Genomic DNA, 21,903 nt, shown 5'->3' with positions numbered 1-21,903 from the left:
CGACCGCTCAGCGGCCGGACATGAGCTCCCGCATCAGCTCGGCGGTCTCGGTCGGGGTCTTGCCGACCTTGACGCCGACCGCCTCCAGCGCCGCCTTCTTGGCGTCGGCGGTGCCCGCCGAGCCGGAGATGATGGCGCCGGCGTGGCCCATCGTCTTGCCGGGCGGGGCGGTGAAGCCGGCGATGTAGCCGACGACCGGCTTGGTGACGTTGGCCTTGATGAACTCGGCCGCCCGCTCCTCGGCGTCGCCGCCGATCTCGCCGATCATGACGATCGCCTCGGTCTCCGGGTCCGCCTCGAACGCGGCGAGCGCGTCGATGTGGGTGGTGCCGATGATCGGGTCACCGCCGATGCCCACGCAGGTGGAGAAGCCGATGTCGCGCAGCTCGTACATCATCTGGTAGGTCAGCGTGCCGCTCTTGCTGACCAGGCCGATCCGGCCGGCGCCGGTGATGTCGGCCGGGATGATGCCGGCGTTCGACGCGCCCGGCGAGGCGATGCCCGGGCAGTTCGGGCCGATGATCCGGGTCCGCTCGCCCTTGGCCACGTTGTACGCCCAGAACGCGGCGGTGTCGTGCACCGGCACGCCCTCGGTGATCACCACGGCCAGGTCGATGCCGGCGTCGATCGCCTCGACCACCGCGGCCTTGGTGAACTGCGGCGGCACGAAGATGACCGTGACGTCCGCACCGGTGTCCTTCATCGCGTCCGCGACGGAGGCGAACACGGGCAGCTCGGTGCCGTCGAAGTCGACGGTGGTGCCGGCCTTGCGCGGGTTCACGCCGCCGACGACGTTGGTGCCGGCGGCGAGCATCCGCCGGGTGTGCTTCGAACCCTCGGAACCGGTCATGCCCTGCACGATGACCTTGGAGTCCTTGGTCAGCCAGATAGCCATTGTCAGACCCCCGCAGCTGCCAGCTCGGCGGCCCGCTCGGCCGCGCCGTCCATGGTGTCGACCCGCTGGATGAGCGGGTTGGCCGCGCCGTCGAGGATGGCCCGACCGGCCTCGGCGTTGTTGCCGTCGAGGCGGACCACGAGCGGCTTGGTGGCCTTCTCGCCGCGCTGCTCGAGCAGCGCCAGCGCCTGCACGATGCCGTTGGCGACCGCGTCGCAGGCGGTGATGCCGCCGAAGACGTTGACGAAGACGCTCTTCACCGACGGGTCGGACAGGACGATCTCCAGGCCGTTCGCCATCACCTCGGCGCTCGCGCCGCCGCCGATGTCGAGGAAGTTGGCCGGCTTGACGCCGCCGTGCCGCTCGCCCGCGTAGGCGACCACGTCGAGCGTGGACATGACCAGGCCCGCGCCGTTGCCGATGATGCCGACCTCGCCGTCGAGCTTGACGTAGTTGAGGTCCTTCTCCTTGGCGGCCTGCTCCAGCGGGTCCACCGACGCCTGGTCGACCAGGGCCTCGTGGTCCGGGTGCCGGAACGCGGCGTTCTCGTCCAGGGTGATCTTGGCGTCCAGGAGCAGCAGCTTGCCGTCCTTGGTGGTGGCCAGCGGGTTCACCTCGACCAGGGTGGCGTCCTCGGCGACGAACGCCTGCCACAGCCCGACCGCGACGTCGACGATCTGGTCGGCGACCTCGGCCGGGAAGCCGGCCGCACCGACGATCTCGCGCGCCTTGGCCTCGTCCACGCCGGTGTTGGCGTCGATCGGCGCCTTGACGACCTTCTCGGGGGTCTCGGCGGCGACCGCCTCGATGTCCATGCCGCCGGCGACGCTGGCGATGCAGAGGAAGGTGCGGTTCGCCCGGTCGAGCAGGTACGAGAAGTAGTACTCCTCGGCCACGTCCGCGGTCACCGTGATCATGACCTTGTGGACCGTGTGACCCTTGATGTCCATGCCGAGGATGTCGGTGGCGCGGGCCACCGTCTCCTCCGCGCCCTCGGCCAGCTTCACGCCGCCGGCCTTGCCGCGGCCACCGACCTTCACCTGCGCCTTGACGACCACCCGGCCGCCGAGGCGTTCGGCGATCGCGCGGGCCTCCTCCGGGGTAGTGGCGACGCCGCCGGCGAGCACGGGCAAGCCGTGCCGCTCGAACAGGTCCCGCCCCTGGTACTCGTACAGGTCCACGATTGCGCGTCCCGTCCCGTCTCCGCGGCGCGCCGTCGCGCCGCCACCAGCGTTGGAAAATCAGTTTGACGCCTGTCATCAGACCAGACAGGCCATTTGCCGCAGCCTAACGAGATGGGAACCGGCGGCAACCGAGCGGGTGCGTGGTGTGCGGTAATGCACAGCCGTCGACGGATCGTCCGGTGCCGGTACGGCCCGACGTCAGCCGTCCGGGGGATGTCCGGGCCGGGGCGTAACCCCCGGTCAGGGGCGTCGTTGAGTCTGATGTCGGAGCGCTGGTCAAGCGCGATGACGGGAGCGGCCGATGCCCTGTCGGTCGAGGGGTGGCGGCGGGGCATCGTGCATAGAGGGGCCGGGCGTGTGAGGGGTGCGTCCGGCCCCTCCCCCTGCCCGCGATCCGGCGGCGCTCAGCCGACCGGCTGCGCCACGTTCTCCCGCACCCAGTCGACGATCGAACCGGTGGTGGCGCCCGGGGTGAAGATCTTCGCGACGCCGAGCCGCTGCAGCTCCGGGATGTCGCCCTCCGGGATGATGCCGCCGCCGAAGACCACGATGTCGGCGGCCTCGCGCTCGGTGAGCAGTTCGAGGACCCGCCGGAAGAGGGTCATGTGCGCGCCGGAGAGCACCGAGAGGCCGACCGCGTCCGCGTCCTCCTGGATCGCCGTCTCCACGATCTGCTCGGGGGTCTGGTGCAGGCCGGTGTAGATGACCTCCATGCCCGCGTCGCGCAGGGCCCGGGCGACGACCTTCGCGCCCCGGTCGTGGCCGTCCAGGCCCGGCTTCGCGACGACGACCCGGATACGAGAGCTCATTCGCGTACACCTTTCACCGGCACCGGCACTCCTGACCTGAACGAACGGTAACCCGGCCGGACGGCGGGCCGGTAGCCGGGCCGACCCCTACCGCCCGATCGCGTTCGCCGGAAGCCGGACACCTCCGCCGAATGGTCACCGTCCGCGACGAATGGACAGTCCAGGGGCCATCCGTCCGGGGGCACGAGCTATGACAAGAACGCACGGAAGCGGACATAAAGAATCGCCGGTTCGGCGCTTCGGCTTGTGACAGGAGTGGCGGTTGGCTAACGTGTCCACGGTTGTCATCGAGTCCACGGACGGGTGACGACGCGACACCGGAGGTTCGACCGAGCTTCACCGAACGGTCCGAGGTCGCATCGGATCCCCGACAACGGAGGGTGTGCGTGCGCCAGCGCCTGTCGTCTGAGCCCGATAGATATCGCGGCCGTCGCCGCGTACCCACCCCCCCGCGGAGCCGTTACGCGGCGGTCGTCACCACCGCCTTCGTCGGTGCCGGCATCGTCGCCCTCGGCGCGAACGCCCTCCCCGACGCCAAGAGCGTCAGCCCCTCGGTCCTCGACGAGCTCCGGCAGGCCTCGGTCGCCAGCCAGGATGCCGCCGACCGGGCGGACAGCGCCGACCGCGCCGACCGTGACGAGCGCCCGGGCGGCGTGGACGCCACCCAGCAGGACACCTGGCTCCTCCCCCTGCACGGCTACGACTTCAAGTCGCCCTACGGCGTGCGCTTCGGCAAGCTGCACACCGGCGTCGACCTGGTCGCCCCGGAGGGCACGCCCTACCAGGCCATCCACGCCGGCACGGTCACCAAGGCCGGCTGGTTCGGCGGCTACGGCTACGCGGTGATCGTCAAGCACGCCGACGGCAGCGAGGCCATCTACGGCCACTCCTCCGCGGTGACGGTCAAGGAGGGCCAGCAGGTGAAGGCCGGCGACCAGCTCGGCCTGGTCGGCAACACCGGCCACTCCTACGGCTCGCACCTGCACCTCGAGGTCCATGTCAACGGCCAGCCGCTGGACCCGGTGCCGTGGCTCGTGGACCGCGGAGTGGACATCAAGCTCGAAATCGAGGCAGCTTACAGCGATGTAGCGGCCTCCTGACTCTGCGCACCGCCCGACAGCCGCCCGGATCCCGCGATCCGGGCGGTTTCGCGTCCGGGCAAGTCTGGCGCGTCACATCGGAGAGTGTGAGCGGGCCCACACGGCCTCGTGATCGACTCTTCTCGGGAACCACCCAGTCGACGTGAAGCCGGACAGCCGCCCGTGGGGCCCGCGCCCGGGCCGCGAACCCGCCACCGAGCGGACCGAGGACCGACACCAGTATTTCCAGGTCCGCGTGCCCCTCGACCGGTGAAGGTTCTCGTGCAGCACAGCAGTCCCACAGCGAACGGCAACACCCCGGACCACGCCCCCGCCCGGCACCGCCGCGCCGGCCGGCGCACCGCGTACCTCGTCACCGGCGCGGTCGCCCTGCTCGGCCTGGGCCTCGGCGGCGTCGTGGTCGCCACCGGCGACGAACCGGCCCCCGCTCCCGCCGCGATCGGCCTCGACGCCCGGGAACGCGCCGAGGCCGCCGACCGGGCCGACCGGTCGGCCCGCGAGTCGGTCAGCCCGGTCACCCCGTCCGCTGCGCCGACCAGCCCGACGCCGAGCCCCAGCGCCACCACCCCGAAGCCGCGAAAGACGGCGAAGCCGAAGCCCAAGCCGAAGCCGAAGCCGAAGAAGATCGCACCGAAGCCGAGTTGGGTCGTGCCGATGAAGGGCGCCGACATCACCTCCTGCTACGGGCAGCGGTGGGGCACCCTGCACGCCGGCATCGACTTCGCCATGCCCGCCGGCACCCCGATCCGGGCCGCCGCGGCCGGCACCGTGGTGAAGGCCGGCGACGTGGGCGACGGCTACGGCAACTCCGTCTTCGTCGACCACCACAACGGCTATCTGACCCACTACGCCCACCAGAGCCGGCTCCTCGTCGACGTCGGCGACCGGGTGAAGGCCGGTCAGGTCATCGGCTACGAGGGCGCCACCGGCGACGCCACCGGCCCGCACCTGCACTTCGAGGTGCACAAGGGCGCCATGTGGAACCAGATCGACCCGGCGCCGTTCCTGCGCGCCCGCGGCATCGACGTGGCCTGCTGACGGCTGCCGCACGAGCAGGGGCCCGGTCCGGCGTCGCGCCGGACCGGGCCCCCTCGACGGTCAGAGCTTCTCGATCGGGGCGTGTCGCAGCACCAGCCACATGGTCTGGTCGCCGAAGTCGATCTGGGCCCGGGCACCCGGCCCGGCCCCCTCGACCGCCAGCACCCGGCCGAGGCCGTAGCGCTGGTGGTTGACCCGGTCACCCGCCGAGACCTTGGGCGCCTGCTTCAGCTCGCTCGCCGTCGCCAGCCGGCTGGCGTCCACGCCGAGCCGCTTGGCGAGCTGGGTCGCCTTGGGCGTGCCGCCGGTGAAGCCGCCCGACAACCGGTCCGCCCGGCCGCCGACGCCGCCCCCACCGCCACCCCACGAGGTGTACGACCCCTCGGTGCGCTCCCACCGCACCAACTCCGGCGGCAACTCCTCCAGGAAGCGTGACGGCGGGTTGTAGGCCGGCGCGCCCCAGGCCGAGCGGGTGACCGCCCGGGACAGGTAGAGCCGCTGCCGGGCGCGGGTGATCCCGACGTAGGCCAGGCGCCGCTCCTCCTCCAGCTCGCGGGTGTCGCCGAGCGAGCGCAGGTGCGGGAAGACGCCGTCCTCCAGGCCGCTCAGGAAGACCACCGGGAACTCCAGGCCCTTGGCGGTGTGCAGCGTCATGAGGGTGACCACGCCCTGGTGGTCGGGATCGTCGGACGGGATCTGGTCGGCGTCGGCGACCAGCGCCACCTGCTCCAGGAAGCCGGCCAGGGTGGCCCGCTCGTCGTCGGCGCCCAGCGCCTCGATCCGCTCGGTGTATTCCCGGGCGACGCTCACCAGTTCCTGGAGGTTGTCCACCCGGCCGGCGTCCTGCGGGTCGAGGCTCTCCTCCAGCTCGGCCAGGTAGCCCGAGCGGGTCAGCACCGCCTCCAGCACCTCCTCCGGGGTGCCGGTGGCGGCCAGCTCACGCGCCGAGTCGAGCAGCGCGACGAACTCGGCGATGCCGTTGGCCGCCCGGGTGGAGATGCCCGGCGCCTCCCGGGCCCGACGCAACGCGGCACCGAAGGAGACCCGGTCCCGCGCGGACAGCGCCTCGACGCAGGCCTCGGCCCGTTCGCCGATGCCCCGGCGCGGGGTGTTGAGGACCCGGCGCAGGCTGACCGTGTCGTCGTCGTTCACCACGGCGCGCAGGTAGGCCAGCGCGTCACGGACCTCCTTGCGCTCGTAGAAGCGCACCCCGCCGACCACCTTGTAGGGCAGGCCGACCCGGATGAACACCTCCTCGAACACCCGGGACATGGCGTTCGTGCGGTAGAAGACCGCGACGTCGCCCGGGCGGGTCTCGCCGGCGTCGACCAGCCGGTCGATCTCCCGGGCCACCCAGTCCGCCTCGGCGTGCTCGGTGTCGGCGACGTAGCCGACGATCTGCTCGCCGGCGCCGGCGTCGCTCCACAGCCGCTTGGGCTTGCGCGAGGTGTTCCGGTCGATCACCGCGTTGGCCGCGTTCAGGATGGTCTGGGTGGAGCGGTAGTTCTGCTCCAGCAGGATGGTGCGGGCGTCGGTGAAGTCCCGCTCGAACTCCAGGATGTTGCGGATGGTCGCGCCGCGGAAGGCGTAGATGGACTGGTCGGCGTCGCCCACCACGCACAGCTCGGCCGGCGGGATCCCCTCGGTGCCGGAGACCAGCTCCTTGATCAGCACGTACTGGGCGTGGTTGGTGTCCTGGTATTCGTCCACCAGCACGTGCCGGAACCGACGCCGATAGCTCTCCGCCACGTGCGGGTGGGACTGGAGCAGGTGCACCGTGGTCATGATCAGGTCGTCGAAGTCCAGCGCATGCGCCTCGCGGAGCCGTCGCTGGTAGAGCGCGTACGCCTCGGCGAGCGCACGCTCGTTCGGCCCCTTCGCGCCCGCGGCGAAGGTTTCCGGATCGGTCAGCTCGTTCTTCAGGTTCGACACCTGGGCGGCGAGACCTCGGGCCGGGTACCGCTTCGGGTCCAGGTCCAGCTCGCGGGCCACCATCTGCATCAGCCGGCGCGAGTCGTCCGCGTCGTAGATCGAGAAGGTCGACTTGAGGCCGGCGTGCTCGTGCTCGGCGCGCAGGATGCGGACGCAGGCCGAGTGGAACGTCGACACCCACATCATCCGGGCGCGCGGGCCCACCAACGCGGCCACCCGTTCCTTCATCTCGCCGGCGGCCTTGTTGGTGAAGGTGATCGCGATGATCTCGCCGGGGTGCACGTCGCGGGCGCCGAGCAGGTAGGCGATCCGGTTGGTCAGCACCCGGGTCTTGCCCGAGCCGGCGCCGGCCACGATCAGCAGCGGGGAACCGGCGTGGGTCACCGCGTCCCGCTGGGGGCCGTTCAGCCCGTCGAGGAGGGCCTGCGGATCCGACCGCGCGCCCCCGGAGTGGCGTGGCGGGGTCGGCCGGGACTCCGGCGCGGGCGGGGACGCGGGAATGTCGAAGAGAGGATGCATCGCGGTCCGAGTCTATGCCGCCGCCCGGACACTTCCCCGCCCGCGCCACCGGTCCGCGGCCGGCGTCGCGTCCCACCTGTTGGCCGGTTTCCTTGCGCGCCCGCCCCGGGGGTCGGCATACTCGACGGCGTGTTCGATCAGCGTTCCTTTTACTACGGCTCCGGGAGTCCGGCAGCCGTGGGTCGCGCCTGATCGTCAGACCTACGAAAAAGCCCCGGGCTCCCAGAGCCCGGGGCTTTTCCGTCCCGGGATCCGGGTACCGGGCCCGAGCCCTGAGAGGGACGACGATGATGACTGACGTGGTGGAGTCCAGCGGCAGCCTCGCGCGGCACGACCGGCCGACCGGCGGCGACCCGACCGGCGCCGCGGCGTCGCGGACCGGCACCGACGACTCGGCGGCGGCGGAGCGGATCGGTGAGATCCGGCGGCGGATCGACGAGATCGACCGCACGCTCATCACGCTCTGGCAGGAACGGGCCGCGCTGTCCCAGGAGGTCGGCGCGACCCGGATGGCCTCCGGCGGGACCCGGCTGGTGCTCTCCCGGGAGCGCGAGATCCTGGAGCGGTTCCGGACGGAGCTCGGCGCCGACGGCACCCAGCTCGCGCTGCTGCTGCTGCGCGCCGGCCGCGGCCCGCTGTGACCCGGCCGGCGCGGGCGCCGGAAACGACGAACCGCCTGCCGACGTCGAGCTGACGCCGGCAGGCGGTCCGGTCTGGTTCAGGCCACCTCGTGGGTGACGACGATCTCCCGCTTCTCGGCGAAGTGGCAGGCGCTCGGGTGGTCCGAGCCCCGCCGGATCTCCAGCAGCGGCACCTCCTGGGCGCAGACGTCCTGCGCCTTCCAGCACCGGGTGCGGAACCGGCAGCCCGAGGGCGGACTGATCGGCGAGGGGACGTCGCCCTGGAGCCGGATGATCGCCTTGGTCTCACGCAGGGTCGGGTCCGGCACCGGCACCGCCGACAGCAGCGCCTGGGTGTACGGGTGGGTCGGCCGCTCGTAGATCTCGTCCTCGGTGCCGATCTCCACCATCTTGCCCAGGTACATCACGGCGACCCGGTCGGACAGGTGGCGCACGACCGACAGGTCGTGGGCGATGAAGACGTACGAGAGGCCGAACTCGGCCTGGAGCTTCTCCAGCAGGTTCATCACCTGGGCCTGGATGGAGACGTCCAGGGCCGACACCGGCTCGTCGCAGACGATCACCTCGGGCCGCAGCGCCAGCGCCCGGGCGATGCCGATGCGCTGCCGCTGGCCGCCGGAGAACTGGTGCGGGTACCGGTTGATGTGCTCCGGGTTGAGGCCGACCAGGTCGAGCAGCTCCTTGACCTTGCCCCGCCGGCTGCCGCGCGGAGCCACCTCGGAGTGGATCTCGAACGGCTCGCCGATCAGGTCACCGACCGTCATCCGCGGGTTGAGCGAGGTGTACGGGTCCTGCATCACCAGCTGGATCTGCCGGCGCAGCCGCCGCAGCGCGCCACCGGAGAGCTTGGAGATGTCCTGACCCTTGTAGAGCACCTGACCCGCGGTCGGCTTCTCCAGGTTCATCAGCACCCGGGCGAGCGTCGACTTGCCGCAGCCGGACTCGCCGACCACGCCCAGCGTCTCGCCGGCCTTGAGTTCGAAGGAGACGCCGTCGACCGCCTTGACCTGGCCGATGGTCTTCTTGAACACGACGCCCTGGGTCACCGGGTAGTGCTTGACCAGGTCACGAACCTCGATGATGTTCTCAGTCACGGTTCACGAGCTCCTCGGCGAAGTGGCAGGCGCTGGCCCGACCGTTGCCCAGCTGCAGCAGCGGCGGGACCTTCTCCCGGCACACCGGCTGCGCCATCGGGCAGCGCGGGTTGAAGGCGCAGCCCGGCGGGATGTTCATCAGGTTCGGCGGAAGCCCCTTGATGGTCCGGAGCTCCTGCCCCTTCTCGTCCATTCGCGGGATCGAGTTGAGCAGGCCCAGCGTGTACGGGTGCCCGGGCTTGGCGTACAGCTCGTAGACGTTGGCTTCCTCGACGATCCGGCCGGCGTACATGACCGCGATCCGGTCCGCGACGTCGGCGACCACGCCGAGGTCGTGGGTGATCAGGATCATGCCCATCTGCCGCTCCCGCTGGAGCTCGCCGAGCAGGTCCATGATCTGGGCCTGCACGGTCACGTCCAGCGCGGTGGTCGGCTCGTCCGCGATCAGCACCTCGGGGTCCAGCGCCAGCGACATGGCGATCATCGCGCGCTGCCGCATACCGCCGGAGAACTGGTGCGGGTAGTTGCTGAACCGACCCTTGGCGTTGGGGATCTTCACCTGGTCGAGCATCTCGATCGCGCGCTTCTTGGCGTCCGCGCGGCTGAGGCCGCGCCGGATGCGGAACTGCTCGGCGATCTGGAAGCCGACGGTGAAAACCGGGTTGAGGGCCGAGAGCGAGTCCTGGAAGATCATGGCGATGCCCTCGCCACGGATCCGTCGCCGCTGCTCAGCGGACATCGTGAGCATGTCCTTGCCGTGGAAGCGCACCTGGCCGCCGGTGACGAACCCGGGCGGGGTGTCCAGGATGCCCATCACGGTCTGCGCGGTGACGCTCTTGCCGGAGCCGGACTCGCCGAGCACGGCGAGGGTCTCCCCCGCGTCGACGTGGTACGTCACACCGTTGATGACCTTGGCGACGCCGTCCCGGGTGCGGAACTCCACCCGCAGGTCGTCGACCTCGAGCAGGCGGCCCGAGGGGCGGCCGGATCCGTCGGCGCCCGCCGAGGACTGCTCGTGCACGAGAATGTCGGACAACTCAGGTCCCCTATCGGAGCTTCGGGTCGAGGGCCTCGCGGACCGCCTCGCCGAGCATGACGAAGCTCAGCACGGCGGTGACGAGGAACGCGGAGGGGAAGAACAGCAGATACGGCGAGACCCGGATGTAGTTCTGGGCTTCGCTGATCATGATGCCCCAGGAGACCACCGGGCTCTTCAGGCCGATGCCCAGGAACGACAGCGTGGCCTCGGCGCCGATGAACGAGCCGACCATGATGGTGCCGTAGACCAGCAGCGGGGCCAGGCAGTTGGGCAGCAGGTGCTTGAGGATGATCCGGCCGGTGCCGGCGCCCAGGGCGCGGGCGGCGACGATGTAGTCGGCCTCCTTGGTGGCGAGCACCGAGGAGCGCATCAGCCGCATCACCACCGGCCAGCTCAGCACGCTCAGGGACAGGATGACCAGCCCCATGATCGTCCACTCGCCGTTGTCGGTGCCGGAGCCGTTGAACGTGGTCAGGATGACGATCGCGCCGAGCACGAACGGCAGGCCGAAGAAGATGTCCGCGACGCGGGAGAGCAGGGCGTCGACCCAACCGCCGCGGTAGCCGGCGATGATGCCCATCGCGCCACCGAACAGCAGCGTGAGCAGGGTGGACACGACGGCCACCACGATCGAGGCGCGGGCGCCGTAGATGACCCGGGAGTAGACGTCACGGCCCTGCACGTCGTAGCCGAACCAGGCCGACGAGGACGGCTCGACCCGGCTGCGCTCCAGCGCGCCGTTGACCGCGTCGCCGGAGGTGAACAGCGACGGGAACGCGGCCATCACCAGGAACAGCACGATGAACGACGCGGAGATCCAGAACAGCGGCTTGCGCCGCAGGTCGATCCAGGCGTCGCCGAGCAGGCCGCGGGGCTTCTGCTGCTTGGCGCTCTCCGGCAGGCCGGCGTTGGTGGGCGCGCCGGACCCGGCCTCGGTGGGCATGGTCGCGGGCGGCGTCGTCACGATCGACGCGGTATTCGGGTCACTCATGCCCGCACCTCGCTGCGCTCGGCGCGGGCGTGGTTGCCCGCGCAGACTGCTGGGACGATTAGTTCGCTGCGGCGGTCACTCATAGCGGATCCTCGGGTCGAGGGCGGCGTAGAGCAGGTCCACCAGCAGGTTCATCACGAGGTAGACGACCACCAGCACCACCACGATGCCGACAACGGTAGCGCTCTCCTTGGTGACGATCGAGCGGAGCACCTGCCGGCCGATGCCGTTGATGCCGAAGATGCCCTCGGTGACGATCGCGCCGCCCATCAGCGCACCGAGGTCGGTGCCGAGCAGCGTGACCACCGGAATGAGCGAGTTGCGCAGCAGGTGCACGCCGACCACCCGGCGCATCGGGAGGCCCTTGGCGATCGCGGTGCGCACGTAGTCGGCCCGCCGGTTCTCGGCGATGCTCGTTCGCGCCACCCGGGCGATGTACGCCATCGAGGCGCTGCCGAGCACGAAGCCGGGCACGATCAGCTCGCTGAACCGCATCTCGTTGGAGACGGTCGGGTTGATGATGCCCCACTTGACGCCCAGCACCCACTGGAGCACGAAGCCGATGACGAAGACCGGCAGGGCGATCAGGAACAGGGTGGAGACCAGGACCAGGTTGTCCATGAAGCCGTTGCGTCGCAGACCGGTCAGGATGCCCGCGCCGAGACCGATCACGGCCTCGATGGCGAGGGCGACCACCGCCAGCTTCAGGGTGTTCGGGTACGACGTGGCGATGATGTCGCTGATCTCGCGACCGCCGAACGTGATACCGAAGTCACCCTGGAAAAGGTTCTTCATGTAGCTGGCGTACTGCACCCAGATCGAGTCGTCGAGATGATATTTCTCGGTCATCTGCGCCCGGAAGTTCGGCGGGCAGCCACGGTCGCCGCACTTGCCGGCGAAGGGGTCACCGGGCACCGACCAGACGAGCCAGTAGATCAGGAACGTCGTGCCGATGAACACCGGCACGAGTTGCAGCAGCCGTCTCAAGAGATAACGGCCCATGGGGTGGTCCTCCAGACAGGGAGCGCCGGGCACCCGACGCGGTGACGACAACGTGCGAGGGGTTTGTTGTACACCCCCTCGCGGAACGGCCCCGGGCCGGGCTCACCGGTTAGGCGAGCCCGACCCGGGGTCAGACCGTTCGGATCAGAGCTCGACCGAGGTGATGTCGAGCTCGCCGACGTTGGTCAGCTCCAGCTTCTTGATCTTCTCCGAGTGGCCGGACTGCTCGCCGCTGAAGTAGATCGGGACCGCCGGGACGTCCTGGTCGATCAGCTTGGTGGCCTCGGCGAACTTCTTGTGCGCCTCCTCGATGCTGGGGGCCGCGGAGGCCTCCTTGGCGAGGGCGTCCACCTGCGTGTTGCTGTACTTGCCGTCGTTCGAGGAACCACCGGTGACGTAGAGCGGGTTGATCCAGTTCTCGACGTCCGGGTAGTCCTGCTGCCAACCGGCGCGGTACATGCCGGTCATCTTGTAGTTGTTGATGTTGGCGCGGAAGACCGCGAAGGTCGGCACGCCGACCGCGACCGCGTCGATGTTCAGGTTGGTCTTGATCTGCTGCGCGACGGCCTCCATCCACTCCTTGTGGCTGGCGTCCGCGTTGTACGACAGGGTCAGCTTGCCCTGGAAGCCACCGGCCTCCTGGAGGAGCTGCTTGGCCTGGGCCGGGTCGAACTTGCAGACGGTGCAGTCGCCCGGCGTGGCGCCCGGGGTCAGCGGGTTGGCCCAGCTGTCGGCCGGCTTGCGGTTACCGAAGAAGATCTTGTCGGTGACGGCCTGCCGGTCGATGGACAGCGAGATCGCCTTGCGCAGCTTGGCGTTCTGGAACCGCTTGTCGTAGATCGGGAAGGCGATGATGCCGTTCGACGGGACGGTCGTCTGGATCGCCCGCTCGCCCAGGTCGGTCTTCCACTTGTCGCCGGCCAGCGACGAGACCGGAACCTGCTGCTGGAAGTCCAGGTTGCCGGCGAGCAGGTCGTTGTAGGCCGCCGTGTCGTCCTGGTAGATCTTGACGGTGACGTCCTTGATCTTCATCTTGTCGCGCAGGCTGTAGTCGTCGAAGCGGGTGAGCTTCAGCTCGACGTCGTCCTGCCAGGCGGTCAGCTTGGCCGGGCCGTTACCGATCGGCTTCTTGCCGAACTCCGCCGGGGTGGAGGAGAAGAACGCGTCCGGCAGCGGCATGAAGGCGCTGTAGCCGAGCTTGGTCGGGAACACGGCGGTCGGCGCGGCGAGGGTGACCTCGAAGTTCCAGTCGTCGACGACCTTGAGGCCGGACATCTCCTTGGCCTTCGGCTCCGGAGCCTTCTTCGGGCCGTCCGGGCCGTCCGGGTCCTCGGTGTAGACGTCGCCGAAGCCCTGGATGTCGGAGAAGAAGGAGGCGTTCTGCGCGCCGTTCGGGCCGTAGGCCGCCCAGTTCCAGGCCTTGACGAAGCTCTCGGCCTTGACGGTGGTGCCGTCGTGGAACTTGGTGTTCTGCTTGATCTTGATCTTGAAGACCTTCGAGTCGCTCGTGTCGATCGACTCGGCGAGCAGGTTCTGCGGCGCCCCACCGTTGTTGGGGTACTCGACCAGGCCGCTCCACACCCAGTCGATGATCTTTCCGCCACCGGTCTCGGTGGTGTTCGCCGGAATCAGGGGGTTCTCCGGCTGGGTGCCGTCGATGACGATGGCGCCGTCCGCGCTGGCACCGGCGTCGCCACCGTCGTCGTTCCCGCTGGAGCAGCCGGATGCGATGAGCGCGAACGCCGCGCCCACCGCGAGCGCGCCGCTCGCCCGCTTCGAGACTCTCATTCCGAGGGGCCTCCTCTTTCTTAACCTGGTTCCGTCGTGGGTTTCACGCACGTGGGGGGTGACACCGCCGACGACCCGAACCACAGGACGCCGGTTTACCGCAGAGGAAATCGGGACACCCCAGGGGTACCGATCCGCCGGGCGCCACACCCTTCGACGAGGACACCGCGCAGGGTCGACGGCCACGAGGCGACGTGGGTAACGGCGTCACGTGATCGGCGGGCCCGACGAGATGCCTCACACCGGGGGGTGAGGTGCTGCCACTGTGACACCCACCGGCCCTTTCCGTGAAGGTGCCGTTATCAAGCCGTTAGTTGCTCGCCACGTTGCCGATACTTGAGAAAAGATCACAAAGGGCGTGGAGCGTACGGCTCTGAACAGGTAAGACGTGCCCACACCGATCGACACCGCCCAGCGCCCGCGTCGCGGGGAGCGCGCCCAGGCCCGCGACGACGCCGGCCGGGCGAGGACCGACACGCACAGTTTTGTCCGTCCGGCCGATGGCACCTTCGGCTGTGCGGACGTGGGCGCCGCCCGGGTGGACGAGGGGGTCGAGGGTGCCGCGGCGCGTGGGCTCAGACCAGCCGGCGGTCGGCGGCCCACCGGGACAGCTCGTACCGGTTCGACATCTGGAGCTTGCGCAGCACGTTGGAGACGTGCGTCTCGACCGTCTTGATCGAGATGAACAGCTCCTTGGCGATCTCCTTGTACGCGTACCCCCGGGCGAGCAGCCGGAGCACCTCGCGCTCCCGGTTGGTGAGCTGGTCCAGCTCGGGGTCGGCGACCGGCGCGTCCGGCCGGGACGCGAACGCGTCCAGCACGAACCCGGCCAGCCGCGGGCTGAACACGGCGTCGCCGTCGGCCACCCGCCGGATCGCGTCGGTCAGCTCCTCCGGCGAGATGGTCTTGGTGACGTAACCCCGGGCGCCGGCCCGGATCAGACCGATCACATCCTCGGCCGCGTCGGACACGCTCAGCGCCAGGAACTTCACCTGCGGGTGGGTCCGCCGCATCGCCTCCAGCACGGCGCGGCCGCCACCGTCGGGCATGTGCACGTCGAGCAGCACCACGTCCGGCTGGACGGCCGCGATCCGGGTCACCGCCTCGGCCACCGAACTGGCCTCGCCCACGACCTCGACCCGGGTGCCCAGCTCGGCGCGGACGCCGGCCCGGAACATGGCATGGTCGTCGACGAGGAACACCCGCAGCGGCCCGCGCGGTGCCGCGCCCTCGACCGGTTCCTGCTCGGACATGGTCATCTGTCCCTTTCCGCCGTGGAGCCGGAGCCGCTGATCGGCAGGATCAGCCGAACCTCGGTCCCCTCTCCCGGCTCGGACCGGATCTCCGCCCGGCCGCCGTGTCGTTTCATCCGTCCGATGATCGAGCCGCGGACGCCGTGCCGGTGATTCTCCACCGTATCGAGGTCGAAGCCCTTGCCCCGGTCCCGGACGAAGACGCTGACCTGCTCCGGTTCCACCTCGGCATACAGCGACACGGTCCGCACCCCGGCGTGCCGGGCCGCGTTGACCAGCGCCTCGCGAGCGGCGGCGACCAGCGCGCCGACCCGCTCGTCGGTCTCCCGGTCGCCGACCACCACCGCCTCGACGGTGATCGCGAACGTGTCCTCCACCTCGGCGGCGGCCTGTTCGAGGGCGGCCGCGAAGCGCTCGGTCGGCGAGGCGGTCGGCTTGTAGAGCCAGTTGCGCAGCGAGCGCTCCTGGCCCCGGGCCAGCCGCTGCACCGTCTTGACGTCGCCGGCGTTGCGCTGGATCAGGGCGAGCGTGTGCAGCACCTGGTCGTGCACCATGGCGGCCAGCTCGGCCCGCTCCTGCTCGCGGATCCGCCCCTCCCGCTCCGAGCGGAGCTGGTTCCAGGTGCGCCAGAGCACCGGGCCGGTCACCACGCCCACGCCGGCCAGCCCGACCAGCGCGAAGATGACGCCGTTGAGCACCGCGTCGAAGTTCTGCGCCGGCGAGTAGACCGCGGCCACGCCGATGATGCCGACCGCGACCAGCACCCCGCCGCCGATGAACCGGAGCACGAACGCCCGCCGGTCGCTCTCCTCCACCACCGCGCCCAGCCAGGGCACCGCGGAGTCGCCCCACTGCCGGCGCCGCTCCGGCCCGGACTGGTGCCAGATGACGCCGGCGCCCACCGCGATGATCGCGACCAGCCACCCGGCGGTGCCGGCCGCGCCGACCGAGTCGAACGCGACCACCTGGAGCAGCAGCACGCCCAGCCCGATCGCCACGAACGGCAGCAGCTGGCTGAGGTCGCGGCGGGGCGGGGCGGCGGTGTCGCCGGGCCGGGGCGGGACCACCGCCCAGAAGGCGGCGTAGAGCAGCAGGCCGAGACCGCTCAACCCGAGCAGCACCATGAACGCCACCCGGACCCGGAGCACCGGGATGCCCAGGTGCTCGGCGATGCCGGCGGCCACTCCGGCGCCCAACCGGTGCCCGGTGGCGCGGTAGAGACGCGGGGGATGCGGCGTGACGGTGCTGGTGATTTTCAGGCTCCCGGGTCGGCGCGGAGGTGCCGGCGGCGGCCGACGAACCGATCGTCACACGGCGGGAGCGCCCCGGACCACGGGGACGCCCCGGACATTCACCATCGGCGGATCTCAGGGTGGGGTCAGGGTCGGTTCCTGAGGCCGTCCGGGCGGCCGGGGCAGCAGTATCGGAGGCATGACCGACGACGCTGCCCGTCCGCCCCGCCCCTGGGCGGCAGCACCTGACGACCCGCCACCGCCCCCGCCGGGGCCGGCATCCGCCGCCGACGAGAGGCCCCCGCCGTCCGGCGGCGCGCCGTTCGCCGATCCACCGCCCGGTGGGTACGCCCCACCGCCCGGCGCCGCCGGCTTCACCACCCGCTACGGGCTGGTCCGCCCGCGGGAGGGCCGCTACCTGGCCGGGGTGTGCGCGGCGGTCGGCCGGGCCACGAACACCGACCCGGTGCTCTGGCGCGTCCTGCTGGCCGTGCTCGGCTTCTTCGGTGGCATCGGGCTGCTGGTCTACCTCGCCGCGTGGCTGATCATCCCGGGCGAGGGGGACACCGCCTCGCCGGTGGAGTCGATGCTCGGGCGGGGCCGCTCCAGCATGTCCCCGATCACCGTCATCGTGCTCGGCATCGTGGTCGCGGTCGGCTTCGCGTACGTCGTCACCGACGGCTTCCGGGCCATCCTGCTGGGCGCGGTGATCCTGATCGGCGGCGCGCTGATGCTCAACCGCGAGCAGCGCGGCCTCGCGTCCCGGGCCGGAGCGGCGCCGGGTCCGGTGCCGCCGGCCGCGCCCTGGGGTGGGCCGACCGGCACGCCCTGGCCCGGCGGGTACCCGACGGCGCCCGGAGCCGCCGCCTCCCCCCGTCCCGGCGAACCGGTCGAGGTCACGCCGCAGGTATGGCCCGCCGCCGCGCCCGGTACGGGTTCACCGACCGACGTCCGGGGCGAGCCCGGCTACCCGCCCATGCCGCCCGCCCTGCCGGAGCCCGGCTACCCACCCGCACCACCGGCCCGGTCCGAGCCCGGCTACCCACCCGCACCACCGGTCCGGTCCGAGCCCGGCTATCCGGCGACGCCGCTGCCGGCCCCCGGGTGGCCGGCCGCAGCCGGTATCCGGCCGGTCCGGTCCGAGCCGGCGACCGGCGCGATGCCCGGGGTGACCTCGCCGGCCGGTGACACCGCAGCGTGGCCGACCTCCGGCCCTGCACCGGCCTGGCCCGCCGCGCCGACCACCGGCGCCCCGGTCGGCGAGCCGGCCGCCGTGCCGCCGCCCGCGCCGGTCGGCGCCCCGCTTCCACCGGGCGGTTACCGTCCGCCGTTCGCCCCGCACGGCCCGTACGCCGGCCCGCCCCCGGCCCCGGCGCCCGCCCGGCCACACCGGCCGCCGAAGCGGCCGAAGGAGCGCTCCCCGCTCGGTGCGATCACCTTCTCGCTGATCTTCCTGGCGCTGGGCCTGGTGGCGATGCTCGACCTGCTGGACGTGTTCCCGGTCGGCGCCGCCGGCTACTTCGCCGCGGCGCTGGCCACCATCGGCCTCGGGCTGCTCGTGGGAACCTGGTTCGGCCGGGCGCGTTGGCTGATCGCTCTCGGTCTGGTGACCGCGGCGGCGCTCGGCGTCGCCACCGTCGCCGAGTCCTACGACCGGGTCCGGGGCATCGACGGCAACGTCACCTGGGCCCCGACCGACCGCCGTGACCTGGCCGACCGGTACGAGAACAACTTCGGTGACGCGGTGCTCGACCTGCGCGGCATCGACTTCGACAAACAGGACATCCAGGTGACCGTCGACGTGAACCTCGGCAACGCGACAGTGGTCGTGCCGCCGAACGTGGACGTGACCACGGTGGCCGACGTCAACGCCGGCGAGGCGTCCGTCTTCGGCCGGCGCACCGGCGGGCTCAACGGCCGCCACTGGGAGAGCACCGACGCCGGCGCGGACGGCCCCGGCGGGGGCAGCCTGCGCCTCTACGTCCACCTGAACGCCGGAAATCTGGAGGTGACCCGGTGAAGGCCCACCGGACGGACATCGTCTCGTTCGCCTTCGGTCTCGTCTTCCTGGGGCTCGCGCTCTGGTGGCTGCTGGCCCGGATCCTCGGGCTGGCCGTGCCTCCGGTCGGCTGGTTCCTGGCCGGCGGGCTGGTCGTGATCGGCCTGCTCGGCCTGGTCGGCGCGCTGCGCTCGGTCCGCGGCCCGAACCAGCCCGCCCAGCCGGACGGACCGGGTCAGCCGGACGGACCGGGCCAGCCGGACGGACCAGGCCAGCCGGACGGACCAGGCCAGCCGGACGGACCAGGCCAGCCGGACGGACCAGGCCAGCCGGACGGACCGGGCCAGCCGGACGAGCCGGGCGAGCTGGACGGGCCAGGCGAGCCGGGCCAGCCGGGCCAGCCGGGCCAGCCGGGCCAGCCGGAGGCGACCGTGGCGGCGCCCTGGCGCGACGGCACCCCGACCGGCGCCGTGGCCCCCGTCGGGCCGGAGCCCGGGCGCGACGGCAGCCCGACCGGTACCGCGCCCCCCGTCGGGGCCGACGAGTGGCCCACCGACGCCGTCGGCGACGTGTCGGTCCAGGCGCGGGAGGACGGGCCCGTCGACGGGCAACCGCGCTGGTCGCCGGCCGGGGACCGGCCCGTCCTCGAACCCGAGGACCGGTCCGACCCGGTCACCCGCGAGCTGCCGCCGGTCGACGCGGAGACCGACGAACCGCCCGCCGGACGGCGTACCTCCGGGGAGCCGCCGGTCTGACCGCGCCGGTGCGGCGGCTCAGCGACGCGGCCTATGCTGGTCGCGGGAGATCTCGCCGCTGCCGTCCGGTCCGTGCCACCCCGACCGTGCCCGGAGCTCCCGGTCCCGCCCGGTCCGGCCGGTCGGTCGCGACAGGCGGAGCGGTCCCCGTCCGTCTCTACCTCGTCAGGAGTTCATCCGACATGACCCAGTCCCCCGCCGTGCGCGTCACCGGTCCGTCCGGTGCGGTCCGCCTCGGCGAGCGCGCCGCCCGTACGCTCGTCGCCGAGTTCGCCCGGCGTAACGACTCGAAGGCCGGCCTGCTGGTCGGCGCGACCCCGGAGTCCGCGGTGCTGGCCGCCGCGATCGAGGCACTGCTCCCGGGCGACCGGCTGATCGTCGTGCCGGCGGAGGGAGCCGCCGCGGCGGCGCTGCGCGAGCACGTGACCGCCCAGGGGCGTTGGGTCGCCGACCGGGTCCAGGTGATCGACACGCTCGCCGAGGCGGACGCCGCCGCGGTGGTGGTCGTCGCCGAGCCGTTCACCGGCACCGCCGACGAGGCCCGCGCCGCGGTGGACGGGCTGTCCAAGTACCTCACCGAGGGCGCGGTGCTGAGCGTCGCGGCACCGCTGTTCCGCACCGAGGGGGCCGGCGCCGAGCTGGACCGGCAGGGCGTGCTGCACGGCGTCCGCACCGACGTGGTGCTGCGCAACTCCCCACCGGTGCGCGTGCACCACCTGCGCTTCACCCCGGCGCCCGCCACGCTGGCCGCCTCGCTCTCGCCGGCGTACCGGCCGTCGAGCGTGCCGCTCAGCCGGCGGATGCACATCGACTCCAACGGGGTGGCCGCCGCCGGCATCACGCTCGGCCTGGCCGCCCTGGCCCGGGCCGCCCGGCCGAAGTCCAAGCTGTGGCTGCTGCCGGCGGTGGCCGCCGGCCCGGTGGCCGCGTTCTTCCGGGACCCGGAGCGGGACGTCCCGGAGGACCCGTCGGCCGTGGTCGCCTCGGCGGACGGCCAGGTGCTGTCCGTTCAGCGGCTCCAGGACGAGCGCTTCGGAGACGGCGAGTGGCTGCGGATCGCGGTCTTCCTGTCGGTGCTGGACGTGCACGTCAATCGCGCGCCGGTGGCCGGCAAGGTGGTCGACTACTTCGTCGCCGACGGCGGGTTCGTCAACGCCATGAAGCCGGACGCCGAGCACAACGTGGCGGCGTACACCGTGCTGGACACCGACCGGGGCACCGTGGTCGTGGCCCAGCGCACCGGGCTGATCGCCCGCCGGATCGTGCAGCGCGCGCCGGTCGGCTCGCTGCTCGCGAAGGGCGAGCGGTTCGGCCTGATCCGGTTCGGCTCGCGCACCGACGTCTACCTGCCGGCCGACACCGCGGATCCGCTGGTCGGCCCCGGCGACAAGGTGGTCGGGGGCTCCACCGTCATCGCCCGCTGGCGCTGACGCCGGAAGCACACGACGAAGGGCGCCGCTCGCGAGCGGCGCCCTTCGTGTCGTACGTGTCGTCGGCTCAGGCGGCGCGACGCTGGTGCAGCCAGAGCAGCGGGCCGCTGACCAGGTAGCCCACCACCACGAGGGCGAAGGTGAGCCGGATGTCGACGAGCGCGCCGACCACCGGGACGAACCAGAGCCACGGCGGCAGCTTCAGCAGCCGGGCGAGCTTGGCGTAGGGGAAGCTCGACACCATGGCGAAGGCGAGCAGCGCCACGCCGGCGACCATGACCAGGCCGGGGACCGGCACGCCGATCGCCACGGTCAGGGCGAGCACCATGGCCGCCATGGTGGTGGGCACGCCGCAGAAGAAGCGGCCGTCCTTCGGCGAGACGTTGAACCGGGCGAGCCGGATGGCCGCGCACGCCGCGACCAGCGCGCAGGCGACCGCGGCGGCCGCCGGCGGCACCGAACCGGCCAGGGAGGCGTAGACCACCACCGGCGCGGCGAGGCCGAACGAGCACATGTCGGCGAGCGAGTCCATCTGCGCGCCGAACGGGCTGGCCACGCCGAGCTTGCGGGCCAGCGCGCCGTCGAGGCCGTCGAACGCGACGCACGCGATCAGACAGACCGCGGCCAGCCGCACCTCGCCCTGCATGGCCAGGAAGATGGCCAGCATGCCGAGCATGAGGCTGCTCAGGGTGCACGCGTTGACCAGCGCGAACTTGGCGCGCCGGGCGGCGGTGCGCTCACCCGGCAGGAGCGGGATCGACATCGCCGGGGACTCGTCGACCGGCGCGGTCATGGGGAGCGCCGGGCTGATCGGGCGCACCGCTTCGACGTCGGCGTCGAAGCGGCCGTAGCGGATGCGCTGGCGGTCGGCGTAGCGGTGGTCGGGGGTGACCAGGTCGGACCCGGAACCGGCCAGGCCGTCGCGGCGACCCACCCGGACCAGAAGCACCTGGCGGGCGAACGTGCTGCTGCGGCGCAACCGGCCCGCCCAGCGACGCCCTGCGGGGCGCGGACTGTCAGTCGTACGACGCCGGCGCCATGGGGCTCTCGGCACGTTTCCTCCATCACCGGATCGACTGGCCGCCCACGTCGGGGCGGGTGTCCGGCTGTCTCGTGCCGGACCTTTCGGGCCCGGCAGCCCATTTGCGGAGTACACCATTGCACAGGGGACAAGGGCTTGGGTATAGCTGCCGGCGGTACTT

The 21,903-nt window shown here is 71.8% G+C and carries 17 protein-coding genes and 1 pseudogene; 6 read left to right on the top strand and 12 right to left on the bottom strand.

Features of this window, described 5'->3' with window-relative positions; genetic code table 11:
* Positions 1–7 precede the first annotated feature (7 nt).
* The 3 genes from sucD to O7598_RS03580 form a co-directional block, all read right to left on the bottom strand.
* Positions 8–895 carry a succinate--CoA ligase subunit alpha gene (gene sucD / locus O7598_RS03590; RefSeq protein ID WP_091072154.1) on the bottom strand — a complete coding sequence of 296 codons (888 nt, stop codon included), beginning with the start codon at positions 893–895 and terminating at the stop codon, positions 8–10.
* 2 nt (positions 896–897) lie between these two features.
* Entirely contained in the window at positions 898–2,076 is a 1,179-nt protein-coding gene (gene sucC, locus O7598_RS03585) for an ADP-forming succinate--CoA ligase subunit beta (protein ID WP_269690001.1), read from the bottom strand.
* A gap of 407 nt (positions 2,077–2,483) precedes the next feature.
* On the bottom strand, positions 2,484–2,888 hold the full coding sequence (locus tag O7598_RS03580) for a cobalamin B12-binding domain-containing protein (protein ID WP_269690000.1): 405 nt from the start codon (positions 2,886–2,888) through the stop codon (positions 2,484–2,486).
* Between the two features lie 386 nt (positions 2,889–3,274).
* Here O7598_RS03580 and O7598_RS03575 point away from each other — a divergent pair, with 386 nt between their 5' ends.
* Both O7598_RS03575 and O7598_RS03570 read left to right on the top strand, forming a co-directional pair.
* Positions 3,275–3,988 carry a M23 family metallopeptidase gene (locus O7598_RS03575; RefSeq protein WP_269689999.1) on the top strand — a complete coding sequence of 238 codons (714 nt, stop codon included), beginning with the start codon at positions 3,275–3,277 and terminating at the stop codon, positions 3,986–3,988.
* 261 nt (positions 3,989–4,249) lie between these two features.
* Positions 4,250–5,026, top strand: a complete 777-nt coding sequence (locus O7598_RS03570) for a M23 family metallopeptidase (RefSeq protein WP_442929793.1) — start codon at positions 4,250–4,252, stop codon at positions 5,024–5,026.
* 60 nt (positions 5,027–5,086) lie between these two features.
* On the opposite strand, the gene pcrA is transcribed toward O7598_RS03570, so the two are convergent.
* Entirely contained in the window at positions 5,087–7,477 is a 2,391-nt protein-coding gene (gene pcrA, locus O7598_RS03565) for a DNA helicase PcrA (protein ID WP_269689997.1), read from the bottom strand.
* 287 nt (positions 7,478–7,764) lie between these two features.
* On the opposite strand from pcrA, the gene O7598_RS03560 reads away from it, so the two are divergent.
* Positions 7,765–8,118: a chorismate mutase gene (locus tag O7598_RS03560; RefSeq protein WP_269689996.1), complete on the top strand. Its 354-nt coding sequence runs from the start codon at positions 7,765–7,767 to the stop codon at positions 8,116–8,118.
* 77 nt (positions 8,119–8,195) lie between these two features.
* Here the strand turns inward: O7598_RS03560 and O7598_RS03555 are convergent, their stop codons facing one another.
* From O7598_RS03555 to O7598_RS03525, 7 genes are all read right to left on the bottom strand, one after another.
* Complete coding sequence (locus tag O7598_RS03555) at positions 8,196–9,212, bottom strand: ABC transporter ATP-binding protein (RefSeq protein ID WP_269689995.1); 1,017 nt, start codon at positions 9,210–9,212, stop codon at positions 8,196–8,198.
* On the bottom strand, positions 9,205–10,233 hold the full coding sequence (locus O7598_RS03550; protein ID WP_269694722.1) for an ABC transporter ATP-binding protein: 1,029 nt from the start codon (positions 10,231–10,233) through the stop codon (positions 9,205–9,207). Before O7598_RS03550 ends, O7598_RS03555 begins: the two co-directional genes overlap by 8 nt.
* Positions 10,234–10,258: 25 nt before the next feature.
* Positions 10,259–11,242: an ABC transporter permease gene (locus tag O7598_RS03545; protein WP_269689994.1), complete on the bottom strand. Its 984-nt coding sequence runs from the start codon at positions 11,240–11,242 to the stop codon at positions 10,259–10,261.
* 75 nt (positions 11,243–11,317) lie between these two features.
* Positions 11,318–12,244, bottom strand: a complete 927-nt coding sequence (locus tag O7598_RS03540) for an ABC transporter permease (protein WP_269689993.1) — start codon at positions 12,242–12,244, stop codon at positions 11,318–11,320.
* Between the two features lie 144 nt (positions 12,245–12,388).
* The gene (locus O7598_RS03535; RefSeq protein ID WP_269689992.1) at positions 12,389–14,032 is read right to left on the bottom strand and encodes a peptide ABC transporter substrate-binding protein; all 1,644 of its coding nucleotides are present in this window, start codon (positions 14,030–14,032) and stop codon (positions 12,389–12,391) included.
* Positions 14,033–14,607: 575 nt separating this feature from the next.
* Positions 14,608–15,285: a response regulator gene (locus tag O7598_RS03530; protein ID WP_091066167.1), complete on the bottom strand. Its 678-nt coding sequence runs from the start codon at positions 15,283–15,285 to the stop codon at positions 14,608–14,610.
* Between the two features lie 2 nt (positions 15,286–15,287).
* Positions 15,288–16,538 (bottom strand): PspC domain-containing protein, encoded by a 1,251-nt coding sequence (locus O7598_RS03525; RefSeq protein ID WP_332367402.1) that lies wholly within the window; start codon positions 16,536–16,538, stop codon positions 15,288–15,290.
* Positions 16,539–16,716: 178 nt separating this feature from the next.
* On the opposite strand from O7598_RS03525, the gene O7598_RS03520 reads away from it, so the two are divergent.
* The 3 genes and pseudogenes from O7598_RS03520 to O7598_RS03510 all read left to right on the top strand — a co-directional run bounded on the left by O7598_RS03520 (position 16,717) and on the right by O7598_RS03510 (position 20,701).
* On the top strand, positions 16,717–18,537 hold the full coding sequence (locus O7598_RS03520) for a PspC domain-containing protein (protein ID WP_269689991.1): 1,821 nt from the start codon (positions 16,717–16,719) through the stop codon (positions 18,535–18,537).
* Positions 18,534–18,797 (top strand): annotated as a pseudogene (locus tag O7598_RS31420) (hypothetical protein); the annotation flags it as partial. The gene O7598_RS03520 and the pseudogene O7598_RS31420, both read left to right, overlap by 4 nt.
* Before the next feature lie 656 nt (positions 18,798–19,453).
* Positions 19,454–20,701 (top strand): phosphatidylserine decarboxylase, encoded by a 1,248-nt coding sequence (locus tag O7598_RS03510; protein ID WP_269689990.1) that lies wholly within the window; start codon positions 19,454–19,456, stop codon positions 20,699–20,701.
* Between the two features lie 67 nt (positions 20,702–20,768).
* On the opposite strand, the gene O7598_RS03505 is transcribed toward O7598_RS03510, so the two are convergent.
* Positions 20,769–21,680: a CDP-alcohol phosphatidyltransferase family protein gene (locus O7598_RS03505; RefSeq protein WP_269689989.1), complete on the bottom strand. Its 912-nt coding sequence runs from the start codon at positions 21,678–21,680 to the stop codon at positions 20,769–20,771.
* Positions 21,681–21,903: the final 223 nt, after the last annotated feature.

Origin of the sequence: Micromonospora sp. WMMC241, assembly GCF_027460165.1 — a bacterium.
GTDB lineage: Bacteria > Actinomycetota > Actinomycetes > Mycobacteriales > Micromonosporaceae > Micromonospora > Micromonospora humi.
This window is presented reverse-complemented; position numbering and strand designations above follow the sequence as displayed.

Bases quoted from the DNA above. Each gene is read 5' to 3' on its own strand.
- O7598_RS03560 (WP_269689996.1), top strand. From the start codon at position 7,765: ATGATGACTGACGTGGTGGAGTCCAGCGGCAGCCTCGCGCGGCACGAC.
- O7598_RS03535 (WP_269689992.1), bottom strand. From the start codon at position 14,032: ATGAGAGTCTCGAAGCGGGCGAGCGGCGCGCTCGCGGTGGGCGCGGCG.
- O7598_RS03510 (WP_269689990.1), top strand. From the start codon at position 19,454: ATGACCCAGTCCCCCGCCGTGCGCGTCACCGGTCCGTCCGGTGCGGTC.
- O7598_RS03545 (WP_269689994.1), bottom strand. From the start codon at position 11,242: ATGAGTGACCCGAATACCGCGTCGATCGTGACGACGCCGCCCGCGACC.
- O7598_RS03540 (WP_269689993.1), bottom strand. From the start codon at position 12,244: ATGGGCCGTTATCTCTTGAGACGGCTGCTGCAACTCGTGCCGGTGTTC.
- O7598_RS03580 (WP_269690000.1), bottom strand. From the start codon at position 2,888: ATGAGCTCTCGTATCCGGGTCGTCGTCGCGAAGCCGGGCCTGGACGGC.
- O7598_RS03530 (WP_091066167.1), bottom strand. From the start codon at position 15,285: ATGTCCGAGCAGGAACCGGTCGAGGGCGCGGCACCGCGCGGGCCGCTG.
- sucD (WP_091072154.1), bottom strand. From the start codon at position 895: ATGGCTATCTGGCTGACCAAGGACTCCAAGGTCATCGTGCAGGGCATG.
- pcrA (WP_269689997.1), bottom strand. From the start codon at position 7,477: ATGCATCCTCTCTTCGACATTCCCGCGTCCCCGCCCGCGCCGGAGTCC.
- O7598_RS03520 (WP_269689991.1), top strand. From the start codon at position 16,717: ATGACCGACGACGCTGCCCGTCCGCCCCGCCCCTGGGCGGCAGCACCT.